The 24,006-nt window shown below is 71.1% G+C and carries 24 protein-coding genes; 18 read left to right on the top strand and 6 right to left on the bottom strand.

The annotated features are described in order from the left end of the window. Positions 1 to 18: 18 nt before the first annotated feature. The 3 genes from QM633_RS15720 to miaB all read left to right on the top strand — a co-directional run bounded on the left by QM633_RS15720 (position 19) and on the right by miaB (position 3,731). Positions 19 to 498, top strand: a complete 480-nt coding sequence (locus QM633_RS15720; RefSeq protein ID WP_415154731.1) for a regulatory protein RecX — start codon at positions 19 to 21, stop codon at positions 496 to 498. A 208-nt stretch (positions 499 to 706) separates the two neighbouring features. After that, positions 707 to 2,233, top strand: a complete 1,527-nt coding sequence (gene rny / locus QM633_RS15715; RefSeq protein ID WP_415154729.1) for a ribonuclease Y — start codon at positions 707 to 709, stop codon at positions 2,231 to 2,233. 88 nt (positions 2,234 to 2,321) lie between these two features. Further along, the gene (gene miaB, locus QM633_RS15710) at positions 2,322 to 3,731 is read left to right on the top strand and encodes a tRNA (N6-isopentenyl adenosine(37)-C2)-methylthiotransferase MiaB (protein ID WP_415154745.1); all 1,410 of its coding nucleotides are present in this window, start codon (positions 2,322 to 2,324) and stop codon (positions 3,729 to 3,731) included. Positions 3,732 to 3,966: 235 nt separating this feature from the next. On the opposite strand, the gene QM633_RS15705 is transcribed toward miaB, so the two are convergent. After that, the gene (locus tag QM633_RS15705) at positions 3,967 to 4,140 is read right to left on the bottom strand and encodes an antitoxin (RefSeq protein ID WP_415154727.1); all 174 of its coding nucleotides are present in this window, start codon (positions 4,138 to 4,140) and stop codon (positions 3,967 to 3,969) included. Positions 4,141 to 4,245: 105 nt separating this feature from the next. On the opposite strand from QM633_RS15705, the gene miaA reads away from it, so the two are divergent. From miaA to QM633_RS15680, 5 genes are read left to right on the top strand one after another with little or no spacing between them, the layout of a single operon-like run. After that, positions 4,246 to 5,193 (top strand): tRNA (adenosine(37)-N6)-dimethylallyltransferase MiaA, encoded by a 948-nt coding sequence (gene miaA / locus QM633_RS15700; protein WP_415154725.1) that lies wholly within the window; start codon positions 4,246 to 4,248, stop codon positions 5,191 to 5,193. Positions 5,194 to 5,195: 2 nt separating this feature from the next. Next, positions 5,196 to 6,002, top strand: a complete 807-nt coding sequence (dapF, locus tag QM633_RS15695; protein WP_415154723.1) for a diaminopimelate epimerase — start codon at positions 5,196 to 5,198, stop codon at positions 6,000 to 6,002. Positions 6,003 to 6,007: 5 nt separating this feature from the next. Then, positions 6,008 to 7,420, top strand: coding sequence for a GTPase HflX (gene hflX / locus QM633_RS15690; RefSeq protein ID WP_415154721.1), 1,413 nt, complete (start codon positions 6,008 to 6,010; stop codon positions 7,418 to 7,420). Continuing rightward, positions 7,413 to 9,401 carry an ATP-dependent DNA helicase gene (locus QM633_RS15685; RefSeq protein ID WP_415154719.1) on the top strand — a complete coding sequence of 663 codons (1,989 nt, stop codon included), beginning with the start codon at positions 7,413 to 7,415 and terminating at the stop codon, positions 9,399 to 9,401. The genes hflX and QM633_RS15685 overlap by 8 nt, the downstream gene beginning before the upstream one ends. Further along, complete coding sequence (locus QM633_RS15680; RefSeq protein ID WP_415154717.1) at positions 9,398 to 9,772, top strand: hypothetical protein; 375 nt, start codon at positions 9,398 to 9,400, stop codon at positions 9,770 to 9,772. The genes QM633_RS15685 and QM633_RS15680 overlap by 4 nt, the downstream gene beginning before the upstream one ends. Positions 9,773 to 9,870: 98 nt before the next feature. On the opposite strand, the gene QM633_RS15675 is transcribed toward QM633_RS15680, so the two are convergent. Both QM633_RS15675 and lexA read right to left on the bottom strand, forming a co-directional pair. Next, positions 9,871 to 10,437 carry a GNAT family N-acetyltransferase gene (locus QM633_RS15675; protein WP_415154715.1) on the bottom strand — a complete coding sequence of 189 codons (567 nt, stop codon included), beginning with the start codon at positions 10,435 to 10,437 and terminating at the stop codon, positions 9,871 to 9,873. A gap of 257 nt (positions 10,438 to 10,694) precedes the next feature. Then, positions 10,695 to 11,462, bottom strand: a complete 768-nt coding sequence (gene lexA, locus QM633_RS15670; protein WP_415154713.1) for a transcriptional repressor LexA — start codon at positions 11,460 to 11,462, stop codon at positions 10,695 to 10,697. Positions 11,463 to 11,731: 269 nt separating this feature from the next. Here lexA and QM633_RS15665 point away from each other — a divergent pair, with 269 nt between their 5' ends. The 6 genes from QM633_RS15665 (at position 11,732) to QM633_RS15640 (ending at position 17,870) form a co-directional block, all read left to right on the top strand. Further along, positions 11,732 to 12,361 carry a histidine phosphatase family protein gene (locus tag QM633_RS15665; RefSeq protein WP_415154711.1) on the top strand — a complete coding sequence of 210 codons (630 nt, stop codon included), beginning with the start codon at positions 11,732 to 11,734 and terminating at the stop codon, positions 12,359 to 12,361. A gap of 168 nt (positions 12,362 to 12,529) precedes the next feature. Next, positions 12,530 to 12,889 carry a hypothetical protein gene (locus QM633_RS15660; RefSeq protein ID WP_415154709.1) on the top strand — a complete coding sequence of 120 codons (360 nt, stop codon included), beginning with the start codon at positions 12,530 to 12,532 and terminating at the stop codon, positions 12,887 to 12,889. A gap of 226 nt (positions 12,890 to 13,115) precedes the next feature. Continuing rightward, on the top strand, positions 13,116 to 13,574 hold the full coding sequence (gene nrdR, locus QM633_RS15655; protein WP_415154707.1) for a transcriptional regulator NrdR: 459 nt from the start codon (positions 13,116 to 13,118) through the stop codon (positions 13,572 to 13,574). Between the two features lie 40 nt (positions 13,575 to 13,614). Then, on the top strand, positions 13,615 to 16,452 hold the full coding sequence (locus QM633_RS15650) for a vitamin B12-dependent ribonucleotide reductase (RefSeq protein ID WP_415154705.1): 2,838 nt from the start codon (positions 13,615 to 13,617) through the stop codon (positions 16,450 to 16,452). Between the two features lie 71 nt (positions 16,453 to 16,523). Then, the gene (locus QM633_RS15645) at positions 16,524 to 16,979 is read left to right on the top strand and encodes a GNAT family N-acetyltransferase (protein WP_415154703.1); all 456 of its coding nucleotides are present in this window, start codon (positions 16,524 to 16,526) and stop codon (positions 16,977 to 16,979) included. Between the two features lie 81 nt (positions 16,980 to 17,060). Beyond that, positions 17,061 to 17,870 (top strand): isocitrate lyase/PEP mutase family protein, encoded by an 810-nt coding sequence (locus tag QM633_RS15640; protein WP_415154701.1) that lies wholly within the window; start codon positions 17,061 to 17,063, stop codon positions 17,868 to 17,870. Positions 17,871 to 17,930: 60 nt separating this feature from the next. Here the strand turns inward: QM633_RS15640 and QM633_RS15635 are convergent, their stop codons facing one another. The 3 genes from QM633_RS15635 to QM633_RS15625 are packed head-to-tail and all read right to left on the bottom strand — an operon-like array spanning position 17,931 to position 19,967. Then, positions 17,931 to 18,146, bottom strand: a complete 216-nt coding sequence (locus QM633_RS15635) for a hypothetical protein (protein WP_415154699.1) — start codon at positions 18,144 to 18,146, stop codon at positions 17,931 to 17,933. A gap of 9 nt (positions 18,147 to 18,155) precedes the next feature. After that, a complete protein-coding gene (locus QM633_RS15630) occupies positions 18,156 to 18,662 on the bottom strand; it encodes a DedA family protein (RefSeq protein WP_415154697.1) in 507 nt (168 codons plus the stop codon). Positions 18,663 to 18,692: 30 nt separating this feature from the next. After that, entirely contained in the window at positions 18,693 to 19,967 is a 1,275-nt protein-coding gene (locus QM633_RS15625) for an acyltransferase family protein (protein WP_415154695.1), read from the bottom strand. 90 nt (positions 19,968 to 20,057) lie between these two features. Here QM633_RS15625 and QM633_RS15620 point away from each other — a divergent pair, with 90 nt between their 5' ends. The 4 genes from QM633_RS15620 to hrpA form a co-directional block, all read left to right on the top strand. Continuing rightward, the gene (locus tag QM633_RS15620; RefSeq protein ID WP_415154693.1) at positions 20,058 to 21,026 is read left to right on the top strand and encodes an AEC family transporter; all 969 of its coding nucleotides are present in this window, start codon (positions 20,058 to 20,060) and stop codon (positions 21,024 to 21,026) included. A gap of 75 nt (positions 21,027 to 21,101) precedes the next feature. Further along, complete coding sequence (locus QM633_RS15615) at positions 21,102 to 21,503, top strand: pyridoxamine 5'-phosphate oxidase family protein (protein ID WP_415154691.1); 402 nt, start codon at positions 21,102 to 21,104, stop codon at positions 21,501 to 21,503. A 1-nt stretch (position 21,504) separates the two neighbouring features. After that, positions 21,505 to 22,404, top strand: a complete 900-nt coding sequence (locus tag QM633_RS15610) for a universal stress protein (protein WP_415154687.1) — start codon at positions 21,505 to 21,507, stop codon at positions 22,402 to 22,404. A gap of 50 nt (positions 22,405 to 22,454) precedes the next feature. Then, positions 22,455 to 24,006 (top strand): ATP-dependent RNA helicase HrpA (gene hrpA / locus QM633_RS15605; RefSeq protein ID WP_415154686.1); only part of this gene is annotated, 1,552 nt, incomplete at its 3' end.

Below are 24,006 nucleotides of genomic sequence, written 5' to 3'. Positions count from 1 at the left end.
GAGGCCGACCCGGTATCGGTGGCACGCGAGATCGCTCTGCGCCAACTGACCGTGCGGGCGCGGACGCGGGCGGAACTGGAGCGTGCGCTGGCTCGCAGGAACGTGCCGGCGGAGGTCGTACGGGAGGTCCTGGACCGGCTCACGGATGTCGGCCTGGTTGATGACGCCGTGTTCGCCCGCGACTGGCTCGCGGCGGGGGAGAGGCGACACAAGAGCCGCCGAGCCCTCCTGGCGGAGCTGGCGACCAAAGGAGTCGATCGGGACGTGGTCGAAGGCGTGCTGGCCGAGCTCGACGGGGACAACGACTATCTGGTGGCACGTGGCTTCGCCGAGCGCAAGGCCGCGTCGATGCGGGCCCTCGATCCCCAGGTGCGGTACCGCAGGCTGGCCGGTGCGCTCGCCCGCCGCGGCTTCGCCGCGTCGGTCGTGGCGCAGGTGACTCGCGAGGTGCTCGCCGAGCTGGCCGATCTCGACGATGTCCCGGAGCTTGCGGAATGACCCGGGCCGTCCTAGCCTGCCCATGGGTGCGCCCGCGGACCCACTCCTGAGCGACTGATTGACCATGACTGGGGACTGAAACCCCGCGATACGCCGACCCGGCCCCGTCGGGTCGGGTCTGCCGTCGGCACGGCTGTGCGCACTGCACGGTCGTGGACGCTTGAGGACGGATCCTGCGGCGCCTCCGCTCACGCTCGAGGAGGACGCGATGGAACCGACAGCTCTTCTCACCGTGCTGGTGGTGATCCTCGCGATCGTCCTGGTCGCCCTCGTCGTGCTGCTCGGCGTGGTCCTTCGCGGGGCGACCCCGCCCGGCCGTCAGGGCAGGCGTCCGGACCCACGGCGGGCCGGCCGGGGGGCGCGGCGTCCGATCACTCCTGGCGTGCCGGTTGCCCCGGTGCCCGCGGTTCAGGACGAGGAGCTGAAGGCTCGGCGCCAGGCGGTGGACCGCAGGGAGGAGCTCCTCGCCGAGCGGGAGGACCGGCTGAACCGGTATCTGGAGGAAGTGCACAATCGCGAGTCCCACCTCGACGGGATCGCCGCCGGCCTCGACCGGCGCGAGGCCCGACTGGAGGAGGCGGAGGCCGAACGCGCCGAGGCCCTGGCCGCGGTGGCGGGGCTGTCCTCCGATGACGCCAGGGCGGAGTTGATGGCTCAGGTCGAGAAGGAGTCCCGGCTGCACGCGGCCCAGCTGACCAGGGAGATCGAGTCCGAGGCCCGTCGGACGGCGGACGCGACCGCACGGCGCATCGTCGTCACCAGCATCCAGCGGCTCGCGGCCGAGCAGACCACCGAGTCGGTCGTCGCCACCGTCCCGCTGCCCAGCGACGAGATGAAGGGCCGCATCATCGGTCGCGAGGGCCGCAACATCCGGGCGTTCGAACAGATCACCGGCGTCAACGTGCTCATCGACGACACTCCGGAGAGCGTGCTGCTGTCCTGCTTCGACCCGGTTCGCAGGGAGACGGCACGGCTCACGCTCACCGAGCTGGTCGCCGACGGGCGCATCCATCCCGCACGGATCGAGGAGGTGCACGAGCGCAGCAGGCGGAGCGTCGACGAGCTGTGCATCCGGGCAGCGGAGGATGCGCTGATCGAGATGGGCATCACCGACCTCGCTCCCGGGCTCCTGCCGATCCTCGGTTCCCTGCAGTACCGCACGTCCTACGGGCAGAACGTCCTGCGGCACCTCGTCGAGTGCGGCCACATCGCCGCGCTGCTCGCGGCGGAACTCGGGCTCGACGTCGAGACCTGCAAGCGCGCGGCCTTCCTGCACGACATCGGCAAGGCGCTCACCCACGAGGCGGAGGGGTCGCACGCGAAGGTCGGCGCCGACCTGGCCCGCAGGCACGGCGAGCACCCGGACATCGTCCACGCCATCGAGGCCCACCACAACGAGGTCGAGCCGCGCACCGTGGAAGCCGTCCTCACCCAGGCGGCGGACGCGATCAGCGGCAGCCGTCCCGGGGCGCGAAGGGAGAGCCTGGAGATCTACGTGAAGCGGCTCCAGCGCCTCGAGGACATCGCGAAGGAGCACGAGGGCGTCGACAAGGTGTTCGCGATGCAGGCCGGCCGCGAGATCCGGGTGATGGTGGCTCCGGAACTGGTCAGCGACGCGCAGTCGCAGGTGATCGCCAGGGACATCGCCAAGCGGGTGGAGGAGGAGTTGACCTACCCGGGCAGCATCAAGGTGACGGTGGTACGGGAATCGCGGGCCGTGGCGCTGGCCAAGTGAGCCGGTAGAGTTGCGGCTTCACGTCCGCCGAGGTGGGAACAGGGCCTTGTCAGCACGCACTTTCGAAGTGGTCACCTACGGGTGCCAGATGAACGTCCACGACTCCGAGCGGATCGCTGGCGTCCTGCTGGACGCCGGGTACGCGGCCGCGGCCGACGGCGAGCAGGCCGACGTGGTCGTGTTCAACACCTGCGCGGTGCGCGAGAACGCCGACAACCGGCTCTACGGCAACCTCGGCCACCTCGCCCCGGTCAAGCAGTCGCGGCCCGGCATGCAGATCGCCGTGGGTGGCTGCATGGCCCAGAAGGACCGCCAGAGCGTCGTCGACCGCGCGCCGTGGGTGGACGTGGTGTTCGGCACGAACAACCTCGGCTCACTCCCCGTCCTGCTCGAACGCGCGCGGGTCAACGAGGAGGCCCAGGTCGAGATCCTGGAGTCGCTGGAACGGTTCCCTTCCACCCTGCCGACCCGGCGCGACTCCGCGTACGCCGCCTGGGTCTCGATCAGCGTGGGCTGCAACAACACCTGCACCTTCTGCATCGTCCCTTCGCTGCGGGGCAAGGAGAACGACCGCCGTCCCGGGGACGTGCTCGCCGAGATCGAGGCGTTGGTCGCCGACGGCGTCCAGGAGATCACGCTGTTGGGCCAGAACGTGAACACCTACGGTGTCGAGTTCGGCGACAGGGGCGCCTTCGCCAAGCTGCTGCGTGCCTGCGGGGGGATCGAGGGCCTGGAGCGGGTCCGGTTCACCTCCCCGCACCCGGCGGCCTTCACCGATGACGTGATCGCCGCGATGGCCGAGACGCCGAACGTGATGCCGAGCCTGCACATGCCCCTGCAGTCGGGGTCGGATCGCATCCTGAAGGCGATGCGGCGCTCCTACCGCAGCGAGAAGTTCCTCGGCATCCTCGACCGGGTGCGGACGGCTATCCCGCACGCCGCGATCACCACCGACATCATCGTCGGGTTCCCCGGCGAGACCGACGCGGACTTCGAGGCCACGATGGACGTGGTCCGCGCCTCCCGGTTCTCCGCGGCGTTCACCTTCCAGTACTCGATCCGTCCGGGCACACCGGCGGCGACCATGCCCGACCAGGTGCCGCGCGCGATCGTGCAGGAGCGCTACGAGCGGCTGGTCGACCTCGTCGGCGAGGTGGCCTGGCAGGAGAACCGCGCCCTGGTCGGGCAGCGGGTCGAGGTGCTGTTCGCCGACGGCGAGGGACGCAAGGACGCCGCCACCCACCGGATGTCGGGCCGGGCGAGGGACAACCGCCTCGTCCATGTCGGGGTCCCCGAGGACCTCGCGCTGCGGCCACGCCCGGGTGACATCGCCGAGGTGGAGGTCACCTACGCCGCGCCGCACCACCTGAACGCGGACGGGGGGCTGCACGACCTGCGTCGCACTCGGGGGGGCGAGGCGTGGCAGCTTCGCACCGCCGCCCCCCAGGCGGCGAAGCCGGTCACCGGGCTCGGCATCCCCCGCCTCGTCCGCGCCTGAGCCGCGTCCTCCCGGGCGCTCTTCACGACAGGGCGTCCGCGCCCGCCGCGCGGGGATGGTCCACGCCGCGCGGGGATGGTCCACGGCTGCGCGGGACGGAAGCATCGGATGCGCGGGGTGCCCGGGATCGGGTCCGGCAGCCCGGGCAACGGCCGAGGGGCCGACCATCCGGTCGACCCCTCGGGTTTCGTCGTTGTGCGGAAAGCTCGTTCCGCGTCCAGATCAGTGGATCCGGTTACTGGGCAGTGCCCCCCAGCTGGTCCTTGAGGAACTGCTGGGCCTGGTCCACCTGGGCCGCGTACTGGCCGCCGGTCTTCTCGTCGACGAGGTCACCGATCTTCTCGATACCTTCTGCGACTTCAGCTTCGTGGCCGGCCACGGCACCCTTGATCTGATCGACGATGTCCATGCGACCTCCTTTCTGCTCCCGGCGCCGAGACGTTCCCGGCTGCGACCTCCATTGTGGGCCCCGCGCAGGGTCCTGCCAAGAACCCGTCCGCCGAACTTTGGGAGAATGCCGGACGTGACGATTCCGGTGGTGGCGCTGAACGGGCCCACGGCCAGCGGCAAGACAGCCGTGGCCGTCGCCCTCGCGCACAACCTGGCAGGGTCCGGGATCCCTGCGGAGGTGGTGAACGCCGACTCGATGCTGGTCTACCGCGGCATGGACATCGGGACGGCCAAACCCACGCCCGCCGAGCGGGGCGGTGTGCCGCACCACCTGATCGACATCATGGAGGTCAGCGAGTCGGCCAGTGTGGCCGACTTCCAGGTGCTGGCCCGGGGCGCGATCGCCGAGTGCCGCGGGCGCGGCGTCGTGCCGATCCTGGCCGGTGGCTCCGCCTTGTACGTCCACGCCGTCCTGGACGCCTTCGAGTTCCCGGCGACCGATGCCGGCGTCCGGACCCGGCTGGAGGCAGAGCTCGCCGAGGTCGGAGCGCCCGCGCTGCACGCCCGCCTGGCCGCGCTCGCTCCCCAGGTGGCCGCCGGCATCCTGCCCGGCAACGGCCGCCGAACCGTCCGCGCCCTGGAGGTGATCGAGCTCACCGGCAGCTTCACCGCCCGCCTGCCGGGCTGGGAGTACGCGCTCGACGACGTGCTGCAGTTCGGTCTCGAGCTCCCTCGTGAGGTCCTGGACGCCCGGATCGAGGAGCGGGTCGACCAGATGTGGCGCGACGGCCTGGTCGCCGAGGTCGAGGCGCTGGTCGGGCGTGGCCTCCGCGACGGCAGGACGGCCTCCCGGGCACTCGGTTACCGGCAGGTGCTCGCCCACCTCGACGGCGACCTCACCGCGGACGAAGCCCGGCGGGCCACGATCACCGGCACCCGGCGCTTCTCGCGCAAGCAGCTGGCCTGGTTCCGGCGGGACCCCCGGATCCGCTGGTTGGCCGCCGGCCCGGACGCAGCGGATGTGGTCGCGTCAGCGTTGCGCGGTATCGTGCAGGGACACCCGGAGGAGTGAGCATGCACATCGATTTCGCGAAGGGCCACGGCACCCGCAACGACTTCGTGCTGTTCGCGGACCCGGACAACCTGTACGAGCTGACCGACGACCAGGTGCGATTCCTGTGCGACCGGCGGGGCGGCATCGGGGCGGACGGCATCCTCAGGGTGGTGCGCTCAGAGCTCGTCCCCGGCCACGAGCACGACGACGCGCACTGGTTCATGGACTACCGCAACGCCGACGGCTCGATCGCCGAGATGTGCGGCAACGGGCTGCGGGTCTTCGTCCGCTATCTCGCCGAGGAGGGCCTGGCCTCCGGGCCGCTGGTCACGGTCGCCACCAGGGCCGGGCTGCGCACCGGCCGGTTCCTGCCGGACGGCCGCGTGGCGGTGACCATGGGCCCGGTGCGGGTCGGCGAGACCGTCGTGCTGCGGCTCGGCACCGACAGCTGGCGCGCTCGTCGCGTCGACGTCGGCAACCCGCACGCCGTCGCCGACGTGTCGTCCGTCCGCACGCTGGTCGACCTCGACCTCACCCACACGCCGACCTGGCACCCCGCCGACGCGTTCCCGCACGGCGTGAACGCGGAGTTCGTCGTCCGGCAGGGGCCCGGCCACCTCCGGCTCCGCGTCCACGAACGCGGCGTGGGGGAGACCTGCTCCTGCGGCACCGGCGTGGTCGCGGCCGCCGCGGCGATGGGTGACGCCGCCCACTGCGTCGTCGACGTCCCGGGCGGCACCCTGGAGGTCGACCTCGACGGTGAGGAGGCGGTGCTCACCGGGCCCGCCGAGATCGTCGCCCGCGGCACCTGCACCCTTCCGAGTTGAGGACGATGACGTACGAACCCGCAGGGATCGACCCCGAGGAGCTGAGCCCCGACGGTGACCAGCTCGACCTCGCCGAGCGCCTGTCGCTACGCCGGGTCGCCGGCATGTCGACCCAGCTCGCCGACATCAGCGAGGTCGAGTACCGCGAGCTCCAGCTGGAGCGCGTGGTGCTGGTCAGCGTGTGGACGACCGGCAGCGAGGTGGACGCGGACAACGCGATGGCCGAACTGAAGCTGCTGGCCGAGACCGCCGGTTCGCAGGTCCTGGAGGGCCTCGTCCAGCGCCGCGGCACGCCGGACCCCGCCACCTTCATCGGGCGCGGCAAGGTGGACGAGCTGCGCCAGGTCGTGGTCGCGACCGGCGCGGACACGGTGATCTGCGACGGAGAACTCGAGCCTGCCCAACTCCGCAACCTCGAGGACCGGGTCGGGGTGAAGGTGATCGACCGGACCGCCCTGATCCTCGACATCTTCGCGTCGCACGCCAAGAGCGCCGAGGGAAAGGCCCAGGTCGAGCTCGCGCAGCTGCAGTACCTGCGCCAGCGGCTGCGGGGCTGGGGCGGCAACCTCTCCCGGCAGGCCGGCGGGCGTGCCGCCGGCGGCGCGGGGATCGGCGGCCGGGGGCCGGGCGAGACGAAGATCGAGACCGACCGACGCCGGATCAAGACGCGCATCGCCGTCCTGCGCCGGCGACTGCGCGAGCTGGAGTCCGTCCGCGACACCAAGCGCTCGCAGCGCACCCGCAACCAGGTGCCGAGCGTCGCGATCGTCGGCTACACGAACGCAGGCAAGAGCTCGCTGCTGAACCGGCTCACCGGCGCGGGCGTTCTGGTCGAGGATGCGCTGTTCGCGACCCTCGATCCGACCACGCGGCGCTCGGCCGCGTCCGACGGCCGGGTGTACACCCTGACCGACACGGTGGGGTTCATCCGCCACCTCCCGCACGACCTCGTCGAGGCGTTCCGGTCGACGCTGGAGGAATCGACGTCGGCCGACCTGCTGCTGCACGTCGTGGACGGCTCCGATCCCGACCCGTTCGGCCAGGTCGCCGCGGTGCGCACGGTGCTGGCCGACATCGGCGCCGCGGGAGTCCCCGAGCAGTTGGTGGTGAACAAGATCGACGCCGCGCAGCCGGATACGTTGCTGGCCCTGCGCGGCCGCTACCCCGATGCGGTGTTCGTCTCGGCGCGCACCGGAGTGGGGATCGACGATCTGCGGGACCGGGTGGAGCAGCGGCTGCCGCGCCCGGAGATCGAGGTGCGCGCGCTGGTGCCCTACGATCGCGGCGACCTGATCAACCGGATCCACCGGGACGGTGAGTTCCTGGACTCCGAGCACACCGAGCACGGCACGCTCGTCGTGGCCAGGGTGAACGCGGATCTCGCCGGGGAGCTCGCGCGCTACGCCACCCATGCCTGAGGACCTGTCGTCGCGGATTCTCGCTGCGGCGGTGTCCCGCATCGGCGGCCAGCCCCGTCCGGGACAGGCGAGGATGGCCGGCGAGGTCACCCGGACCTTCGACCACGGCGAACATCTGCTCGTCCAGGCGGGCACCGGGACGGGGAAGTCGCTCGGCTACCTCGCTCCGGCGCTGGCGAACCTCGTGGAGAACCCCGAGGCACGGATCGTCATCGCCACGGCGACGCTCGCGCTGCAGGCGCAGCTGTCGGGCAAGGACATCCCTGCCGCGGCGGCGGCCTGCGCGGAGGTGACCGGGGCGAAGGTCAGCCACGCGATCCTGAAGGGCCGCACCAACTACGCATGTCTCCTGCGCGTCCGTGACGGTGCCGGGTCAGAGCAGGACGCGCTGCTTCCGGAGCCGGGGGAGACCACGGGTGTGGGAGCTGAGGTGGTCGCGCTGCGACGCTGGGCCGAGGAGGAGGCCGGGGCCGGACGGCTGGCCGACCGGGACGACGCACCGCCGCACACCCAGCCGGCGTGGGCGCAGGTCTCGGTGCCGGTCCGCGAGTGCCTCGGGGTGCAGCGCTGCCCCTACGGAGCAGAGTGCCTGGTCGAGAAGTCGCGGGACCGTGCCCGGGCCAGCCAGCTCGTGGTCACCAATCACGCGTTGCTGGCCGTCGACGCCCTGCACGGCGGGACGGCGCTGCCCGAGTACGACGCCCTCGTGATCGACGAGGCGCACGAACTGGTCGGCCGCGTGACCGGGGCCGCCTCGGTGGAGCTCACCCCCGCCCACGTCGAGAGAGTGGCTCGACGCTGCCTGACCTGGCTCAGTGACGACGTCGGGGTCGCCTTCCTCGACGCGGCAGACTCGCTGCAGCGGGGGCTGGACGCGGGCGAGATCGGCCGCGTCCTCGACCCGGAGGCCGAGATCGTCGCGTCCCTACGCCTGCTGAGGCAGGCGGCCAGGGCCGCGGTCAGCGGTCTGGCCGGCGGCAAGGACGAAGAGACCGATCGGCGGCAGGCCCAGGCGGCGGCTCAGGAGGTCTTCGACATCGCCGAGCGGATGGCGAAGCTCGACGAGCACGACGTCGTGTGGACCTCGGAGTCCGAGCGGTTCGGACGGCAGGTCAACGGCGCGCCGCTGTCGGTGGCCGGGCTGCTGCGCAACCAGGTCTTCGAGAACCACCCGGTCGTGCTCACCTCCGCGACCCTGAAGATCGGCGGAGACTTCCGCTCGGTGGCGGCGTCGATGGGTCTGAGCGGTGAGGAGGGCGTCCCCTGGCGCGGGGTGGATGTCGGCTCGCCGTTCGCCTATCGCAGCCAGGGCATCCTCTACGTGGCGAAGCACGTGGCGCCGCCCACCCGGGAAGGGATCGCGGCGGACGCACTCGCCGAGATCGCCGAGTTGCTGTGGGCGGCGGACGGCCACACGCTCGGCCTGTTCGCCTCGCAGCGCGCGGCGGAGGCCGCCGCCCGGTACTGCCGCGAGCATGTGCCCGAGCGACTGGTGCTGTGTCAGGGCGACGCTCACCTGGCCCGGCTCACCGCGGAGTTCATCGAGGACGAGGAGGCCTCACTGTTCGGGACGCTGTCGCTGTGGCAGGGCATCGACGTGCCGGGCGACACCTGCCGGCTGGTGATCATCGACAAGATCCCCTTCCCGCGGCCGGACGACCCGCTGATGCAGGCACGGCAGCAGGCGGTGGCCGAGGCGGGCGGAAACGGCTTCATGGCGGTCGCGGCCACCCATGCCGGCCTGCTGCTCGCCCAGGGCTCGGGCCGGCTGATCCGTACCCTCACGGACCGGGGTGTGGTCGCCGTCCTCGACCCGCGCCTGGTGACGGCCCGCTACGGCACCTTCCTGAAGGCATCCATGCCGGACTTCTGGATGACGACCGACCGCGAGACGGCGATCGGGGCGTTGCGCCGGCTGCAGGAAGCGGGCCGGTCAGGGCCGGGCCAGTCTCCTAGGCTCGGACCCGGGAGGGAGCGATGATGAGACCGCCGGCCTGGGCCTTCGGCCTGTGGGGCACGGTCGGCGTCCTCGCCGGCCTCGGTGTTGTGGGCATCCTCTCGATCGGCGTCTTCGCGCTGGCCGCCGCCGTCGTCCTCGCGGTCGTTGGCGTCGCCCTGCCCGGTTCGCGGTCGGCCGCCGCGCTCGCCGTGGTGCCAGGGCTGGGCGTGCTGCCGACCATGGTGGGCCTGTCGAACCTGGGTGGGCCCGGGGAGCGCTGCGCGACCTCCGCCACGACGATCAGCTGCTCGGAACTGCTGAATCCCTGGCCGTTCCTGGTTCCCGGGGTCCTGCTGATCGTGGCGGGCGGCTGGCTCGCGTGGTGGTTCGGGGTCGCCCGACCGCGTCGCTGACGCCGCGCCGGCATCGAGGGCCGGCGCCGGGACACCAGCTCTGGACAGGACTGCTGCGCGTTGGTCAGGAAGGGTGGCGCTCGGTCGGTGGCGCGGCTTCACCGAGCCGTCTGTTCGCGGTGGATGTCGTCGAGGGTGCGGTCGGCATAGACCAGGCGGTGCACCTGTGGGTCGGGGTTGCCCGGATCAAGGACGCGCTGCACAAGCGTGAAACCGAGTTTCTCGGCCACTCTCGTCGATGCGCGGTTGTGTTCGACCATGTACGCGACCACCGGCATCGAAGGATCCCGTCTCGCGGCGTGCTCCACCGCGGCACGGGAGAGTTCGGTGGCGAAGCCGCGGCCCTGCTGATCGGCGGCGATCCGGTAGCCAAGGTTCCAGACGGACCCTCGCCACACCGAACAGCCACCAGACCCGATGATGCGCTCGCTGCCGGCGAGGCGAACGATCCAGACGCCGAGTCCGTCGAGTTCCCATCCGCGTTGCCAGGAGGCGATCATCTCGCTCGTCTGGTCGAGGCTGCGATGCCGCAGGCCGGGGTAGTGGCGCCACACCGCGGGGTCACCGAAAACGTCGAACAGGCCCGGAGCATCAGACGATGACGGTGAGCGCAGCACCAGGCGCGCTGTGCGTACCTCCCCGTCCACCTGCAACTCCTTCAGCACCTCAGGGAGCTCCGGCTCGCGCCGGCGCGACGTCGGGAATGTCTACCAGGGTCGCGTGGCTGACGGGCGTCGCGTCCGCTGGACGGCAGCCCAGCGGACTGGTGAGTGTCCTCAGCCCCCGCGTGCATGCCCCCTCGGTCACGGCGGGGGCCCGCACGGTGACGACCAGGGTGTGATCGCCGAGGCGTCCGCGCACCTGGTCCGTCCGGCTCCCGGTCTCACCCGGAGCGGGACGCGGACCGCTAGGGGGCAGTCTCCTAGACCCTCCGCAGGACGGCCACCACCTTGCCCATGATCGTGGCGTTGGTGCCGTCGATGGGCTGGTAGGCCGGGTTGTGCGGGAGCAGCCAGACCGCGTCGAGCGTGCGCTTGAGGGTCTTCACGGTCGCCTCGTCCTCGATCAGGGCGGCGACGATGTCGCCGTTGCTCGCGTCGGGCTGCTGCCGCACGACCACGTAGTCCCCGTCGCAGATCGCCGCATCCACCATCGAGTCGCCCTTCACCTCGAGCAGGAACAGCGTCCCCTCCCCGACGAGCTGGCGCGGCAGCGTGAACACGTCCTCGACCACCTGCTCGGCCAGGATCGGACCGCCCGCGGCGATGCGGCCGACGATCGGCACCCGGACAGACGGCGCGCTCGGCGCGGGCAGGTCGGGCTCGACCGGCTCCAGGACCGGGACGCCGCTCACCGAGAGCGTCTCGGGCAGCCGCACCTCGAGGGCGCGCGGACGGTGCGGGTCGCGGAAGATGAAGCCCTTCGCCTGCAGCACCTTCAACTGGTGCGCGGCGGAGGACGAGGACGCCAGGCCCGCGCGGTCGGCGATCTCGCGGATCGTGGGCGGATAGCCCCTGCTGACCAGGTCGTCCCTGATCACCTCGAGGATCTTGCGCTGACGTACCGTCAGGCCCTCGCTGTCGACCGGGCCGTCGGGCAGTTGGCTGACCTTCTTGCCCAGTTGCGCTGCGATGTCTTCCTTGCGCGGACGGCCGCGCCTGCGGGCCGGGGGTTCTGCCGTGGTCGCCATGGACAGCAAGCTAGCCCGGGAACGACGCCGAATCAAACACATGTTCGACGTGTCGCGGCTTCGCCTCGCGGGTTCTGCGGGGGCGGGGCTAGAGTCGTACGTGGGCGGTGGGGCTCGCCCTCCTCAGAACCGTCGCCTCTGCGACCAACGGTCCCTACCCGGTGCGCCGTCCGGCCGCCACGGGTGGGGGCCCTCGTCCCCGTCCGCTCCGCCGGCCACGGCGCCCTTCCGGACCCACCGCGGGTCCGGGTGAGCGAGAGGGTACGGAGATGGGATTCGTGATCGAAGAGGCGAGCGGCCCGGAGGCGGTCGACATCTACCTCTGCCGGCACGGCAGGACCGCCATGAACGCCGCCGGCCGGCTGCGGGGACGCCTCGACCCGGACCTCGACCTCGTCGGTGTCGCCGAAGCCAGGGATCTCGGCCGGCTGCTCGGCGCGCTGGCGCCGGCCAGGGTGGTCGCCAGCCCGCTGCGCAGGGCGGTGGCGACGGCAGCGCCGGTCGCGGACGCGGCGGGCGTCACGGTGGAGATCGACGATCGCCTCGCCGACCGTGCCTACGGACGATTCGACGGGGCGGTCAAGGCGGAGGTGGTCGCGGAGTTCGGGTCGCTGGACGCCGCTCCCGGGGTCGAGCCGGCGACGGCGGTCTTCGAGCGGGCGGCCGCGGCCCTTGCCGACCTCGTCCGCCCGGACGGGCCGACGCCCGTGGTCGTGGTCAGTCACGACGCGGTGATCCGGCAGCTCCTGAACCACCTCACCCCCGGCCCCGGTCAGGTGGATCACGTGCCGCCGCGCACCGGGTGCTGGAGCCTGCTGCGTCATGACGGCGAGGGCTGGCACCTGCTGGTGGCCAACAGCAAGGACGATCCGCAGGAGGTCGCGTTGGCACGCGCCTGAGCTCCTCGCCCGCCTCGCGGGAACCGGCCGGGACGGACTGTCAGTGGCAGCTGTGAGACTTCAGTCAGTCCGACACGCGGGCGAACAATTGTTCGAATCTGCTTGACCCGGCGCCCGGGCCGGGGTAGAACAGTTATCGAACACCTGTGCGAGTACCGAGGAGTAACCATGAGCGCCCTGCTGCTTGAAGACCTGCTCGTCCCGGTCCCCACGACCGCGCCCCAGCCCGGCAGGTGGCGTCACGTCGAGCGGTCGCCGCAGGCCCGTCCGGCCACCGGCCTCCCGGGTGGTCGCCCGCTCGGTGTGGTCGCGCCGCCGGTGCAGGCTGTTCCGGCGGCGGCGCGACCGGCCGGGGCGTCCCGGCGCAGCGACTGGCAGCTCACCGATCGGGGGGTGGCCGTCGTCGTGCTGTTCTTCCTCGCGGTCGTCGCCCTCTCGGCTGCGGCCCTCGTTGTCGGCTTCCTCTCGGTCAGCGACGCGCCGATTCCGGTGGCGCCCGATGTCGCCGCGGTGGTCACCCAGGGTTGACCGAGCGCCTCGACGCCGACCGGCACCGCGGGGCCGGTCGGCGTCGGCAATTTCACGCAGGCACCCCGCCAACACGCCGACACGCCGGGTGTTGCCAGGGGGCGTCCAGCGGCATAACCTCTACATGTAGTAGTTACACGGCTGTGGTTCGTCCACAAGTAGTGGTAGAGATGCACAGGTTTATCCACAGCTCGATCCACCGTCGCCATCAGGAGAGGAGCCGGAAGTGCACTGCCCGTTCTGCCGCCACACCGACACCCGGGTCCTCGACAGTCGCGTCGCCGAGGACGGCACGAGCATTCGCCGGCGCCGCCAGTGTCCCCAGTGCGAGCGACGGTTCACCACGCTCGAACAGATGCAGCTCGTGGTCGTGAAGCGTTCCGGAGTGGTCGAGCCGTTCTCCCGGGAGAAGGTCGTCACCGGTGTCGCGAAGGCCTGCAAGGGCCGCCCGGTCTCGGAGGCCGACCTGGCCCGGCTCGGGCAGCGGGTCGAGGAGACCCTGCGCGCGAGCGGGCAGGCCGAGATCCCCGCCGACGACGTCGGCCTGGCCATCCTGGGTCCGCTCCGCGAGCTCGACTCCGTCGCCTACCTGCGGTTCGCGTCCGTCTACAAGCACTACGACTCGGTCGAGGATTTCGAGGCCGAGATCGAGACGCTGCGCCAGCAGGCGCTCGTCTCGCACTGACAACCCCCCTCTCACCCTCCGGATATCGAAAGGCAGCACCATGACCGAGACCGTCAAGGCCACCGCGAGAGGCGGCCGGAAGACGCCGGGCCTCAAGATCAACCGCGTGTTCACGACCGCGGGCGTGCACCCCTACGACGAGGTCACCTGGGAGCGCCGCGACGTCGTCCAGACGAACTGGAAGACCGGCGAGCACGTCTTCGAGCAGCGGGGGGTGGAGTTCCCCGACTTCTGGAGCCTCAACGCCTCGACGATCGTCACCACGAAGTACTTCCGCGGCGCCCTGGGCACCCCGCAGCGGGAGGCGAGCCTGCGCACGCTGATCGACCGCGTGGTGAACACCTATCGGGCCGCCGGCGAGGAGAACGGCTACTTCGCCGCCCCCGAGGACGCCGAGATCTTCGCCCACGAGATCACCTGGATGCTGCTGCACCAGTACTTCAGCTTCAACTCCCCGGTGTGGTTCAACGTCGGGACGACCAGCCCGCAGCAGGTGAGCGCCTGCTTCATCCTGAGCGTCGACGACTCGATGGACTCGATCCTGAACTGGTACAAGGAGGAGGGGTTCATCTTCAAGGGCGGGTCCGGCGCCGGTCTCAACCTGTCGAGGATCCGCTCGTCCAAGGAGCTGCTGTCCTCCGGCGGCACGGCCTCGGGCCCGGTCTCGTTCATGCGCGGTGCGGACGCCTCCGCCGGCACCATCAAGTCCGGCGGCGCCACCCGCCGCGCGGCGAAGATGGTCGTCCTCGACGTGGACCACCCCGACATCTACGAGTTCGTCGAGACCAAGGCGCGCGAGGAGGACAAGATCCGCGCGCTGCGGGACGCCGGCTTCGACATGGACCTGGGCGGCAAGGACATCGTCAGCGTCCAGTACCAGAACGCCAACAACTCCGTCCGCGTGAACGACGAGTTCATGCGTGCCGTCGAGGAGGGTGGGGAGTTCGGGCTGCGGGCCCGCAAGACCGGCGAGGTCATCGAGACCGTCGATGCCCGCGACCTGTTCGCCAAGATCTCCCAGGCCGCCTGGGAGTGCGCGGATCCCGGCCTGCAGTACGACGACACGATCAACGCCTGGCACACCAATCCGGAGTCCGGCCGGATCACCGCATCGAACCCGTGCAGCGAGTACATGAGCCTCGACAACTCCTCCTGCAACCTGGCCAGCCTGAACCTGCTGAAGTTCCTGCGTGACGACGACACCTTCGATGTCGACCTGTTCACCAAGGCCGTCGAACTGGTGATCACGGCGATGGACATCTCGATCTGCTTCGCGGACTTCCCGACCGAGCCGATCGGCGAGACCACGCGGAACTTCCGCCAGCTCGGCATCGGGTACGCCAACCTCGGCGCACTGCTGATGGCGGTCGGCCGTGGCTACGACTCCGAGGGCGGACGGGCGCTCGCCGCCTCGATCACCTCGCTGATGACCGGTGTGTCCTACCGTCGTTCCGCCGAACTCGCCGGGGTGGTCGGCCCGTACAACGGCTACGCCCGCAACGCGTCCGCGCACCAGCGGGTGATGCGGAAGCACCAGGCGGCCAACGACGACGTGCGGACCTACACCGAACTCGACAAGCCGATCCACGAGGCAGCGGGTCTGGAGTGGGAGAAGGTCGTCTCGCTCGGGGCGAAGAACGGCTTCCGCAACGCGCAGGCGTCCGTCCTGGCGCCGACCGGGACGATCGGCTTCATGATGGACTGCGACACCACGGGCATCGAGCCGGACTTCTCGCTGGTGAAGTTCAAGAAGCTGGTCGGTGGTGGTTCGATGCAGATCGTCAACCAGACGATCCCGCGGGCGCTGACCAAGCTCGGCTACGCCGAGGAGACCATCGAGGCCATCGTCGAGTACATCTCCACCAACGGCCACGTCGTGAACGCGCCGGGGCTGAAGCCGGAGCACTACGAGGTGTTCGACACCGCGATGGGCCAGCGCTCGATCCGTCCGATGGGCCACGTGCGGATGATGGCCGCGGTGCAGCCGTTCCTCTCCGGTGCGATCAGCAAGACGGTGAACCTGCCCGAGACCGCGAGTGTCGAGGAGATCGCCGACGTCTACCTCCAGGGGTGGAAGCTCGGCCTCAAGGCGCTGGCCGTCTACCGCGACAACTGCAAGGTGGGCCAGCCGCTGAGCGACGCCAAGGCGGACAGCGGCAAGACCGTGGAGAAGCCGGAGCAGGAGGTGCGGATCGAGTACCGGCCGCGTCGCAAGCGCCTGCCGAAGTCACGGATCAGCCGCACCACCTCCTTCTCGGTCGCGGGCGCAGAGGGCTACATGACGTCGGGCCAGTACGACGACGGCAACCTGGGCGAGGTGTTCCTGAAGCTCGGCAAGCAGGGCTCGACCCTGGCCGGGGTGATGGACGCGTTCTCGATCGCGGTCTCCATCGGCCTGCAGTACGGCGTGCCGCTGGAGCAGTTCGTGCAGAAGTTCACGAACCTGAAGTTCGAGCCGGCCGGCATGACCGACGACCCGGACGTGCGGATGGCGCAGTCGATCATGGACTACATCTTCCGCAGGCTCGCGCTGGACTACCTGTCGTTCGACGAGCGTGCGGAGCTGGGCATCCACACTGCGGCCGAGCGGGCCCGCTACGTCGAGACCGGGCGGTACCTGTCGGAGGAGGACGAGGCCGAGCTGATCGAGTCGGAGTCGCTGAAGAACGACGCCGCCGACGACGTCCGGGTGCACGAGGACGGTCCGAACCAGCCGGCGCTGGTCGAGGTCAGTGCCCACTCGACCGCCGAGGTGCTCGAGAAGCTCTCCGGTCTGAGCGTCGACGCCCCGCTGTGCCTCACCTGCGGTACGAAGATGCGGCGCTCCGGCTCCTGCTACATCTGCGAGGGCTGCGGCTCCACCAGCGGCTGCAGCTGACCGTTGCCACGAGGCGGCCGGGTCGATGACCCGGCCGCCTCGTGCGCGTTCCCGGCGGCTACGATCCTCGGGTGCTGAAGCCCGACTACTCGTTCTCGACGGACACCTCCGAGGTCGACCGGGTGCTGGTGCACCGGTGGCTGAGCGAACAGGCCTACTGGGCACTCGGCCGGACCCGCGAGGTCCAGGACGCCGCGATCGACGCCTCGCGCAACTACAGCGTGCACGACAGCGGCTCCGGCCGGCAGGTCGCCTACGCGCGGGTGATCACGGACGCGTCGACCTTCGCATGGCTCTGTGACGTGTTCGTCTCCCCACAGGTGCGGGGAGACGGGATCGGCAAACTCCTCATCGAGGGTGTGGTGGCCGATCTGGACGCACTCGGCGTGCGACGCACGTTGCTCGCCACGGCGGACGCGCACGGCCTCTATGCCCGGTACGGGTTCGAGCCGCTTGCCGAACCCGGCCGCTGGATGGGCAGGGGAGGCCTGTTGCCCAGCGCATCGCCCGCTCCCCAGCTCCGTTGACCGGCCTGGAGGACGCGCCTACGCTGCCGCCGGGGCTCTCCTCCCGCGTGGCGGGAGGGCGGTGTCGGGACGGATTGGGCCATGACGTCGGGTGAGGTGAGGGCTGCGGAGTTCCGACGGCTGCACGAGGCAGGCTGCTTCGTGATGCCGAACCCCTGGGACGTGGGCAGCGCCAGGCTCCTGGCACGGATGGGGTTCAGGGCGCTGGCGACCACCAGCGCCGGCCTCGCCTGGTCGATCGGTCAGCCGGACAACAGCGTCGGGCTGGACCTGACGCTCGCTCACCTTCGATCGATCGTCGGCGCCGTCGACCTCCCGGTGAATGCCGACTTCCAGAACGGCTACGCGATCGCACCGGAGGAGCTCGCCGTCAACGTCGGCCTTGCGATCGGGACCGGAATCGCCGGGCTGTCGATCGAGGACTTCTCCGGCGATCCGGCCGACCCGCTGCTCGACCTCGACCTGGCCGTGGAACGCATCCGGGCGGCCAGGTCCGCCCTCGACGCCCGCGGATCCGGCGTGGTGCTGACCGCCCGGTCCGAGGGCTTCGTGTGGGACCGGCCCGACATCGAGGAGACGGTGCGCCGGCTCAGCGCCTATGCCGAGGCCGGAGCGGACTGCCTCTACGCGCCGTGGCTCACCTCGGTGGACCACGTGTCGGCGATCGTCGACGCCGTGGCGCCCAAGCCGGTCAACCTGCTGATCCACACACCGTTCACCACTTTCGCCGAGGCGGCCGACCTGGGGGTCCGGCGGATCAGCGTGGGCGGGATGCTCGCCAAGGCGGCCTGGCGCGGGTTCCTCACCGCGGTGTCGGAGATCACCGGAGAGGGAACCTTCACCAGCTTCACGGACCTGCCGGACCTCAACGCGCTGCTCGGCCCTTCGTGATCCGCTCCCCGCGAGCCGGCCAGGCCGCTCCCGGGCAGCGTGTGGAGGTTGCCCCTGAGGTCACTCGTCGTCCGGGTCGTCGGTGTCCTCCGACCTGGTCGTGTTGACCTGGAGTGACACCCAGGACGTCGTCGAGGGCGGCTCCACGGTGGTGCGTCGAGGAACCGCGCCTGCGCCACCGGGCTCCACGGGGCGGACCGGCTCGCCCATGGCGGCCTTGAGGGCCTGGGCGATCGCACTGCCCGCGGCGGGGTCGAACTTCCTGATCTCGGCCATGCGGGAATCCTAGGCCGGGATGCTGTCGTCGGCCTGTGCGTCGACCGCGCGGACGCCACGGCGGTGCTGGACGACGATGAACGTCACGATCGCGGCGACGGCGCCGACTCCCAGCCCGATCGCCAGGGCAGGGGAGAGCGCCCACAGGTCGCCGAACAGGTCGACGCCGACCGTGCCCAGGGTTGCGTAGAGCAGGGCCCAAGCCAGCGACCCGGTCGTGACGGCAGGGAGGTAGTGCCGCAGCTTCATCCCGGTCGCGCCGGCGGCGAGGTTCGCCAGGGTCTGGAAGCCGATCGTCAGGAACGACACCGCGACCACGGGGGCGCCGTACCGGTCGATCCGGGCGATCGCGGCCCGATAGCCGGCGGAGCCCATCAGCCTCGCCAGCCGGGTCCTCCGCGCGCCGGCAGAGCCGAGCCGGCCCAGCCAGTAGGTGCCGTTCGCGCGGCACATGACAATCGCGAACAGCGCGCCGACCACCACCGGGAACGGGACGTTCCATGCCGTGGGATCCATCGCGCCTCCCGGATCGGTCGGGCGGCCAGCTTACGACGGCGAGGGGGCCGTCGGCGTCGTCCGGGTGGTCGCCCGTCGCAGGACCAGCGCCCCGGCGGCGAACATCCCGACCGCGAGGACCCCCAGCGGATCCGACGGGTGGAGGACGGAGCCGAACTGCCAACTGGCCCACGTCCCTGCGGCGAACAGGGCGTACCCGGTCTCGGCGAGCCCCCGGGCGGGAACCCCCGGCCCGAGCCTCGGGATCAGCCGCAGCTCGACGCGGGCGATCCAGGGCACCGTCGCGGCGACCACGACCAGCACGAGCGCAACCAGCAGCAGCGCATTCATCAGGATCGGAGCCGCCCAGGGCCACAGCAGCGAGAGCCCCACCAGCAGCCCGGCCGACACCACGATCGCCGGGATGTGCCACAGGTAGGCGGTGAGGAGCAGCGAGTTGGCGAGCCGCACGACCCCCGCCGCGCGCTCGCCGAGGCGCGCGGCCACACCGGCGCGTTCGGCGAGGCCGAGGAGGCAGGTCTGGGCGAAGCCGAGGACGACGATCGCCAGCGTGGGAGGCAGCAGGTTCGCCACCAGGACGTCGGCCCACGCCACGGCCGCGGGCGGGTAGCCCAACCCGAACACCAGGACGGCGATCAGGGCCGCGGCGCCGGCGACGAGGATGAGCAGCCACCGCACCGACCAGCCGCGGAACCACCCGCGGTGGTAGGCGATGCCCCACTGGTGGGCCAACGGCCAGGCGAGGGCGAGGTTCAGCCACTGCAGGCCGAGGTCCCCGGTGACCCGCACCGCCGCGTCGACCGCCACGACGCCGGCCAGCATCGGGAGCATCACCCACGCGCCGAACCGGTCGTGCAGCCACACCGCCAGCGGCGCGGCGGCGAGCAGGAGTTCGTAGACCACCGCGAACCAGAGCAGTTGGGCGAACTGCCGGCTGAGGGCCGACGCCTGTGCAGCCCGCCCCGCCCAGGCGGCCGCGCTGGCGACCACCGTGCACAGGGCGAGGAAGAGCGTCATCGGGCCGAGCAGCCGGCTGCCGCGCCGGGTGAGGAAGGACGCGTACGGCTGTCCGCCGGCCCGCCAGGTGTCGACCACGACGGCGTTGGCGTAGCCGGCCGCGACGAAGAACACCGGGATGATCGTCCCCACCCAGCTGATCGCCCACAACACCGGGCCCGGCGCCCACGGCACCACCTGCACCTGCCCGTCCACCAGCAGCACCTGCCACAGCAGGCTGTGGAACACGACGACGATCAGCATCGACGAGATGCGGGCGAGGTCGATCAGGTGGTTGCGTCCGGGCACCGGGACATCGTAGGCACTCCGCCGTGCCCGGATTCCCGGTGCCCGGACCGGCACTTCGCGGAAAGCGCGCCGCGGCGGTCCAGCCGGGACATGATCGTTCAGCAGTCTCCTAGGCTGACCCTCGTGCAGGCAGCGCTCAGCGGATACCTGACCATCTGGTCGGTGATCGCTGTCGGCTGGCTGGCCGCCCACGTCCGGATCCTTGACGAGGCCCACCGCCGGATGCTGTCGCGGCTCGCCTTCACCCTCGCCTCGCCCGCTCTGCTGTTCTCGCTGGTGGCACGCGCCGACCTGAGCCACCTGTTCAGCGGCACGCTGATCGTCTCGGCGCTGGCCGTCGCGATCTCAGCGGCGGTCTACCTCGGTCTGGCGCGGGCCTGGTTGGGCCGCGGCGACCTGCCCGGACGCGTCGTCGGCACCCTGTGCTCCGTCTACACCAATGCGGGGAACCTGGGCCTGCCGATCGCCGCGTACGTGCTCGGCGACATGACCTGGATGGCTCCGATCATGCTGATCCAGATCGGTGTGATGCAGCCGGCGGCGATGGCGCTGCTCGACCTCGCCGCCGCCCGCAGGGACGGTCGGCGGCTGAGCTGGTCGCGGTACCTGACCCTCCCGCTGCGCAACCCCATCACCGTCGGGACCCTCGCCGGCCTCTGCCTGAACGCCCTGCGGATCACACTGCCCGACGTGCTCTGGCAGCCGATCGACATGGTGGGAGGGGTGGCGGTCCCCGCGATGCTGATCGCCTTCGGCATCTCGTTGCGGCTGGATCCGCTGCCCGGTCGCGGTCCGCATGCCCGAGAACTCGCGCTGGTCACGCCGATCAAGGTGATCCTCCACCCGGCGATCGCCCTTGCGGTGGGTGCCTGGGTGTTCGGGCTGGAGCCGTCCGACCTGCTGGCCGTGACCGTGATCGCCGCGCTCCCGACCGCGCAGAACATCTACCTCATCTCCAGCCGCTACCACGTCCGGACGCTGCTGGCCCGGGACGCGATCTTCGTGTCCACGCTCGCGTCCATCCCCGTGATCGTGGCCGCCTCGACATGGCTGCGCTGACGGGTCCCCACGAAGTGCCGCTGACTTCGGCGCTTCCCCTCTCCGACGGCGGCGAAAGGGACTAGCATGCGCGCGATGGACAGTGGTCACTTCACCCGGCTCTCGGGTGACGAATGCCGTCAGCTGATCCGCGGCCACAGCGTGGGACGCGTCTGCTGGCTCTCCGGCGAGGGGCTCCAGGTGCTGCCGGTGACCTACTGCGTCGTCGGCGAGAAGGTCCTGATCCGCGTCGACCCCGAGTCCGTCATGAGCGAGCTCTCCGGCGTGGTCCGGGTCGCCTTCGAGGTGGACGACATCGATGTCCCGACCGCTACCGGGTGGAGCGTGCTGGTGCGGGGCGAGAGCCGTGAGTACGTCGGTCGTTCCGACATCCCGTTGCCGGTGCCGTGGGCGCCCGGGACGCGGACCCTGACCGTGGCCATCACCCCGCTCACCTACTCCGGCCGCGCGGTGTCGGCCGACCACCCGAGGAGTTGAGATGCTCAGACCCTACGTTGGCCCGGCCCGGGTGGTGGTCGGCTTCGACGGGTCCGACGACTCGTACCGCGCCCTCGCCCACGGCATCGGGGAGGCCCTCCAGCGGGAGGCGGAGCTCGTTCTGGTCCACGCGGTCGACGACACCGTCCTGAACAGCGCCTGGGGCGTGGTGTTCGACCCGGACGAGATCAGGGACGGCGCCGCCGCCATGCTCGTGAAGGCGGTCGACGATGCGCTCGCCGCAGGACTGCCGCGACACCGGGTTCGGACCGAAGTGGTCCTCGGCAATCCCGCGGCCGCCCTGACCCGGCTCAGCGACAGGGCGTCCCTGGTGGTGGTGGGTCGTCGTTCGGCCGGCTCCGGCGAGAAGGCGATCGCCGGCTCCACGGCCGTCGGCGTGGTGGGGGCGTCGCACTGCCCGGTGATCGTGGTGTCGGCCGACGATGTCGTGCGGCCCGAGCGCAGCGGTGTCATCGGGGTCGCGGTCGACACGGCCGCCCGCGGCGCGGTGGCGCTGGAGTGGGCACTGACCGAGTGCGCGCACCACGGCGGTCGCGTGGTCGTGCTCAGCGTCTGCCGGGCGCCGCAGGGACGCTGGTTCAGCGGCGGGCACCCGACTCCGGAGCAGCAGCAGGCCGCGGTGGACGTCACCCGGAACCGGATGGCCGACATGGTCTCGGAGATCACCGAGGACTATCCCGGCGTCGACGTCACCCTCGAGGTCTCCTACGGCAGCCCGCTGGACATCCTGGTCGGCCGTACCGAGGAACTCGACCTGCTGGCCGTCGAGGTGCACGCCTCGTTCCCGACCTACTCGGTCGGCGGGCTGATCCGGGGCCTGCTCAGCTACGGACGCTGCCCTGTCGGCGTGATCCGGCCCAGGGACAGCCACGGCTCCTGACCCGTGGCCCGCGCCGGGCCACCCGGCCCGCGGCGTAAGCTTGGTCGGCCATGACCGCTGAGCCGCCCCGGATCGCCTTCGACCAGGCGCTGCCGATCAGCGCGCACGTCGAGGAGATCACCCGCGCACTGCGTTCGCACCAGGTGCTGGTGGTGGCGGGGGAGACCGGCTCGGGCAAGACCACGCAGCTGCCGAAGATCTGCCTGCTCGCGGGACGCCAGCACATCGGTCATACCCAGCCACGCCGGATCGCCGCCCGCAGCGTCGCCGCACGGATGGCCGAGGAGCTGGGCGAGGACCTCGGTCACACCGTGGGATTCCAGGTCAGGTTCTCCAGCCAGCGCAGCCGGGAGACCCGGATCAAGGTGATGACCGACGGCATCCTGCTCGCCGAGATCTCGCACGATCGTGACCTGCGCCGCTACGACACGATCATCATCGACGAGGCCCACGAGCGCAGCCTCAACATCGACTTCCTGCTCGGCTACCTCAAACAGCTCCTGCCGCGGCGTCCGGACCTGACGGTGATCATCACCTCCGCGACGATCGACACGGCCCGCTTCAGCGCGCATTTCGACGGCGCGCCCGTGATCGAGGTGTCCGGGCGCACCTATCCCGTCGAGGTCCGCTACCGGCCGATCGCCGGCACGGCCGAGGACCGCGACCGCGACCAGACCGACGCCATCTGCGACGCGGTCAGCGAACTCTCCGCACGCCTGGACGGGGACATCCTCGTCTTCCTCTCCGGTGAGCGGGAGATCAGGGACGCGGCCGATGCGCTCAACGGCATGGACCTCCGGTTCACCGAGATCGTCCCGCTGTACGCGCGGCTCTCGGTCGCCGAGCAGCACCGGGTGTTCACGCCGCACACCGGGCGCAGGATCGTCCTGGCCACCAACGTCGCGGAGACCTCCCTGACCGTCCCCGGAATCCGGTACGTCGTCGACCCCGGCTTCGCGCGGATCTCGAGGTACTCGGCGCGCACCAAGGTGCAACGGCTGCCGATCGAGCCGATCTCGCAGGCCTCGGCCAACCAGCGCGCAGGGCGCTGCGGCCGGCTCGGCCCCGGCGTGTGCATCCGGCTCTACAGCGAGGACGACTTCGCCGCCCGGCCCGAGTTCACCCAGCCGGAGATCCTGCGCACCAACCTGGCCTCGGTGATCCTGCAGATGGCCGACGCGGGCCTGGGCGACATCACCCGGTTCCCCTTCGTGGAGGCGCCGGACGCGTCCCAGGTGCGCGACGGCCTGCGGCTGCTCACCGAACTCGGCGCGATCGAGCTCGGGGGCGGCCGGTCGCCGCACGGCACCGTCCGGCTGACCACGGTGGGGCGGACGCTCGCCCGGCTGCCGGTCGACCCGCGGCTGGGCCGGATGCTTGTGGAGGCCGACCGGCAGGGCTGCCTGCGGGAGGTGCTGCCGATCGTTGCCGGCCTCGCGATCCCCGACGTCCGCGAGCGTCCGAGCGAGCACTCGGAGGCTGCCGATGCGGCCCACCGCCGGTTCTGGGCTCCGCTGCCGGGGACCGGCTCTCCGCCGTCCTCGGCAGCTGCCCCGCAGGCTCGGCGCTCCGCGCGGACCGCGCCGCCGGGGGCGGCGCCGG

The sequence above is a fragment of the Propionicimonas sp. genome (genome assembly GCF_047606205.1).
Classification (GTDB): Bacteria; Actinomycetota; Actinomycetes; order Propionibacteriales; family Propionibacteriaceae; genus Propionicimonas.
The sequence above is the reverse complement of the archived record's forward strand: the minus strand, read 5'-3'. Positions and strand labels throughout refer to the sequence as shown.

What these genes read in the sequence shown, in the direction of transcription:
- QM633_RS15685 (WP_415154719.1), top strand. Translation starts at nt 7,413, where the DNA reads ATGCCTGAGGACCTGTCGTCGCGGATTCTCGCTGCGGCGGTGTCCCGC.
- QM633_RS15620 (WP_415154693.1), top strand. Translation starts at nt 20,058, where the DNA reads ATGATCGTTCAGCAGTCTCCTAGGCTGACCCTCGTGCAGGCAGCGCTC.
- QM633_RS15610 (WP_415154687.1), top strand. Translation starts at nt 21,505, where the DNA reads ATGCTCAGACCCTACGTTGGCCCGGCCCGGGTGGTGGTCGGCTTCGAC.
- miaB (WP_415154745.1), top strand. Translation starts at nt 2,322, where the DNA reads ATGAACGTCCACGACTCCGAGCGGATCGCTGGCGTCCTGCTGGACGCC.
- hflX (WP_415154721.1), top strand. Translation starts at nt 6,008, where the DNA reads ATGACGTACGAACCCGCAGGGATCGACCCCGAGGAGCTGAGCCCCGAC.
- rny (WP_415154729.1), top strand. Translation starts at nt 707, where the DNA reads ATGGAACCGACAGCTCTTCTCACCGTGCTGGTGGTGATCCTCGCGATC.
- QM633_RS15660 (WP_415154709.1), top strand. Translation starts at nt 12,530, where the DNA reads ATGAGCGCCCTGCTGCTTGAAGACCTGCTCGTCCCGGTCCCCACGACC.
- QM633_RS15705 (WP_415154727.1), bottom strand. Translation starts at nt 4,140, where the DNA reads ATGGACATCGTCGATCAGATCAAGGGTGCCGTGGCCGGCCACGAAGCT.
- lexA (WP_415154713.1), bottom strand. Translation starts at nt 11,462, where the DNA reads ATGGCGACCACGGCAGAACCCCCGGCCCGCAGGCGCGGCCGTCCGCGC.
- QM633_RS15650 (WP_415154705.1), top strand. Translation starts at nt 13,615, where the DNA reads ATGACCGAGACCGTCAAGGCCACCGCGAGAGGCGGCCGGAAGACGCCG.
- miaA (WP_415154725.1), top strand. Translation starts at nt 4,246, where the DNA reads ATGCCGGACGTGACGATTCCGGTGGTGGCGCTGAACGGGCCCACGGCC.
- QM633_RS15665 (WP_415154711.1), top strand. Translation starts at nt 11,732, where the DNA reads ATGGGATTCGTGATCGAAGAGGCGAGCGGCCCGGAGGCGGTCGACATC.
- QM633_RS15615 (WP_415154691.1), top strand. Translation starts at nt 21,102, where the DNA reads ATGGACAGTGGTCACTTCACCCGGCTCTCGGGTGACGAATGCCGTCAG.
- QM633_RS15680 (WP_415154717.1), top strand. Translation starts at nt 9,398, where the DNA reads ATGATGAGACCGCCGGCCTGGGCCTTCGGCCTGTGGGGCACGGTCGGC.
- QM633_RS15635 (WP_415154699.1), bottom strand. Translation starts at nt 18,146, where the DNA reads ATGGCCGAGATCAGGAAGTTCGACCCCGCCGCGGGCAGTGCGATCGCC.
- QM633_RS15630 (WP_415154697.1), bottom strand. Translation starts at nt 18,662, where the DNA reads ATGGATCCCACGGCATGGAACGTCCCGTTCCCGGTGGTGGTCGGCGCG.
- QM633_RS15640 (WP_415154701.1), top strand. Translation starts at nt 17,061, where the DNA reads ATGACGTCGGGTGAGGTGAGGGCTGCGGAGTTCCGACGGCTGCACGAG.
- dapF (WP_415154723.1), top strand. Translation starts at nt 5,196, where the DNA reads ATGCACATCGATTTCGCGAAGGGCCACGGCACCCGCAACGACTTCGTG.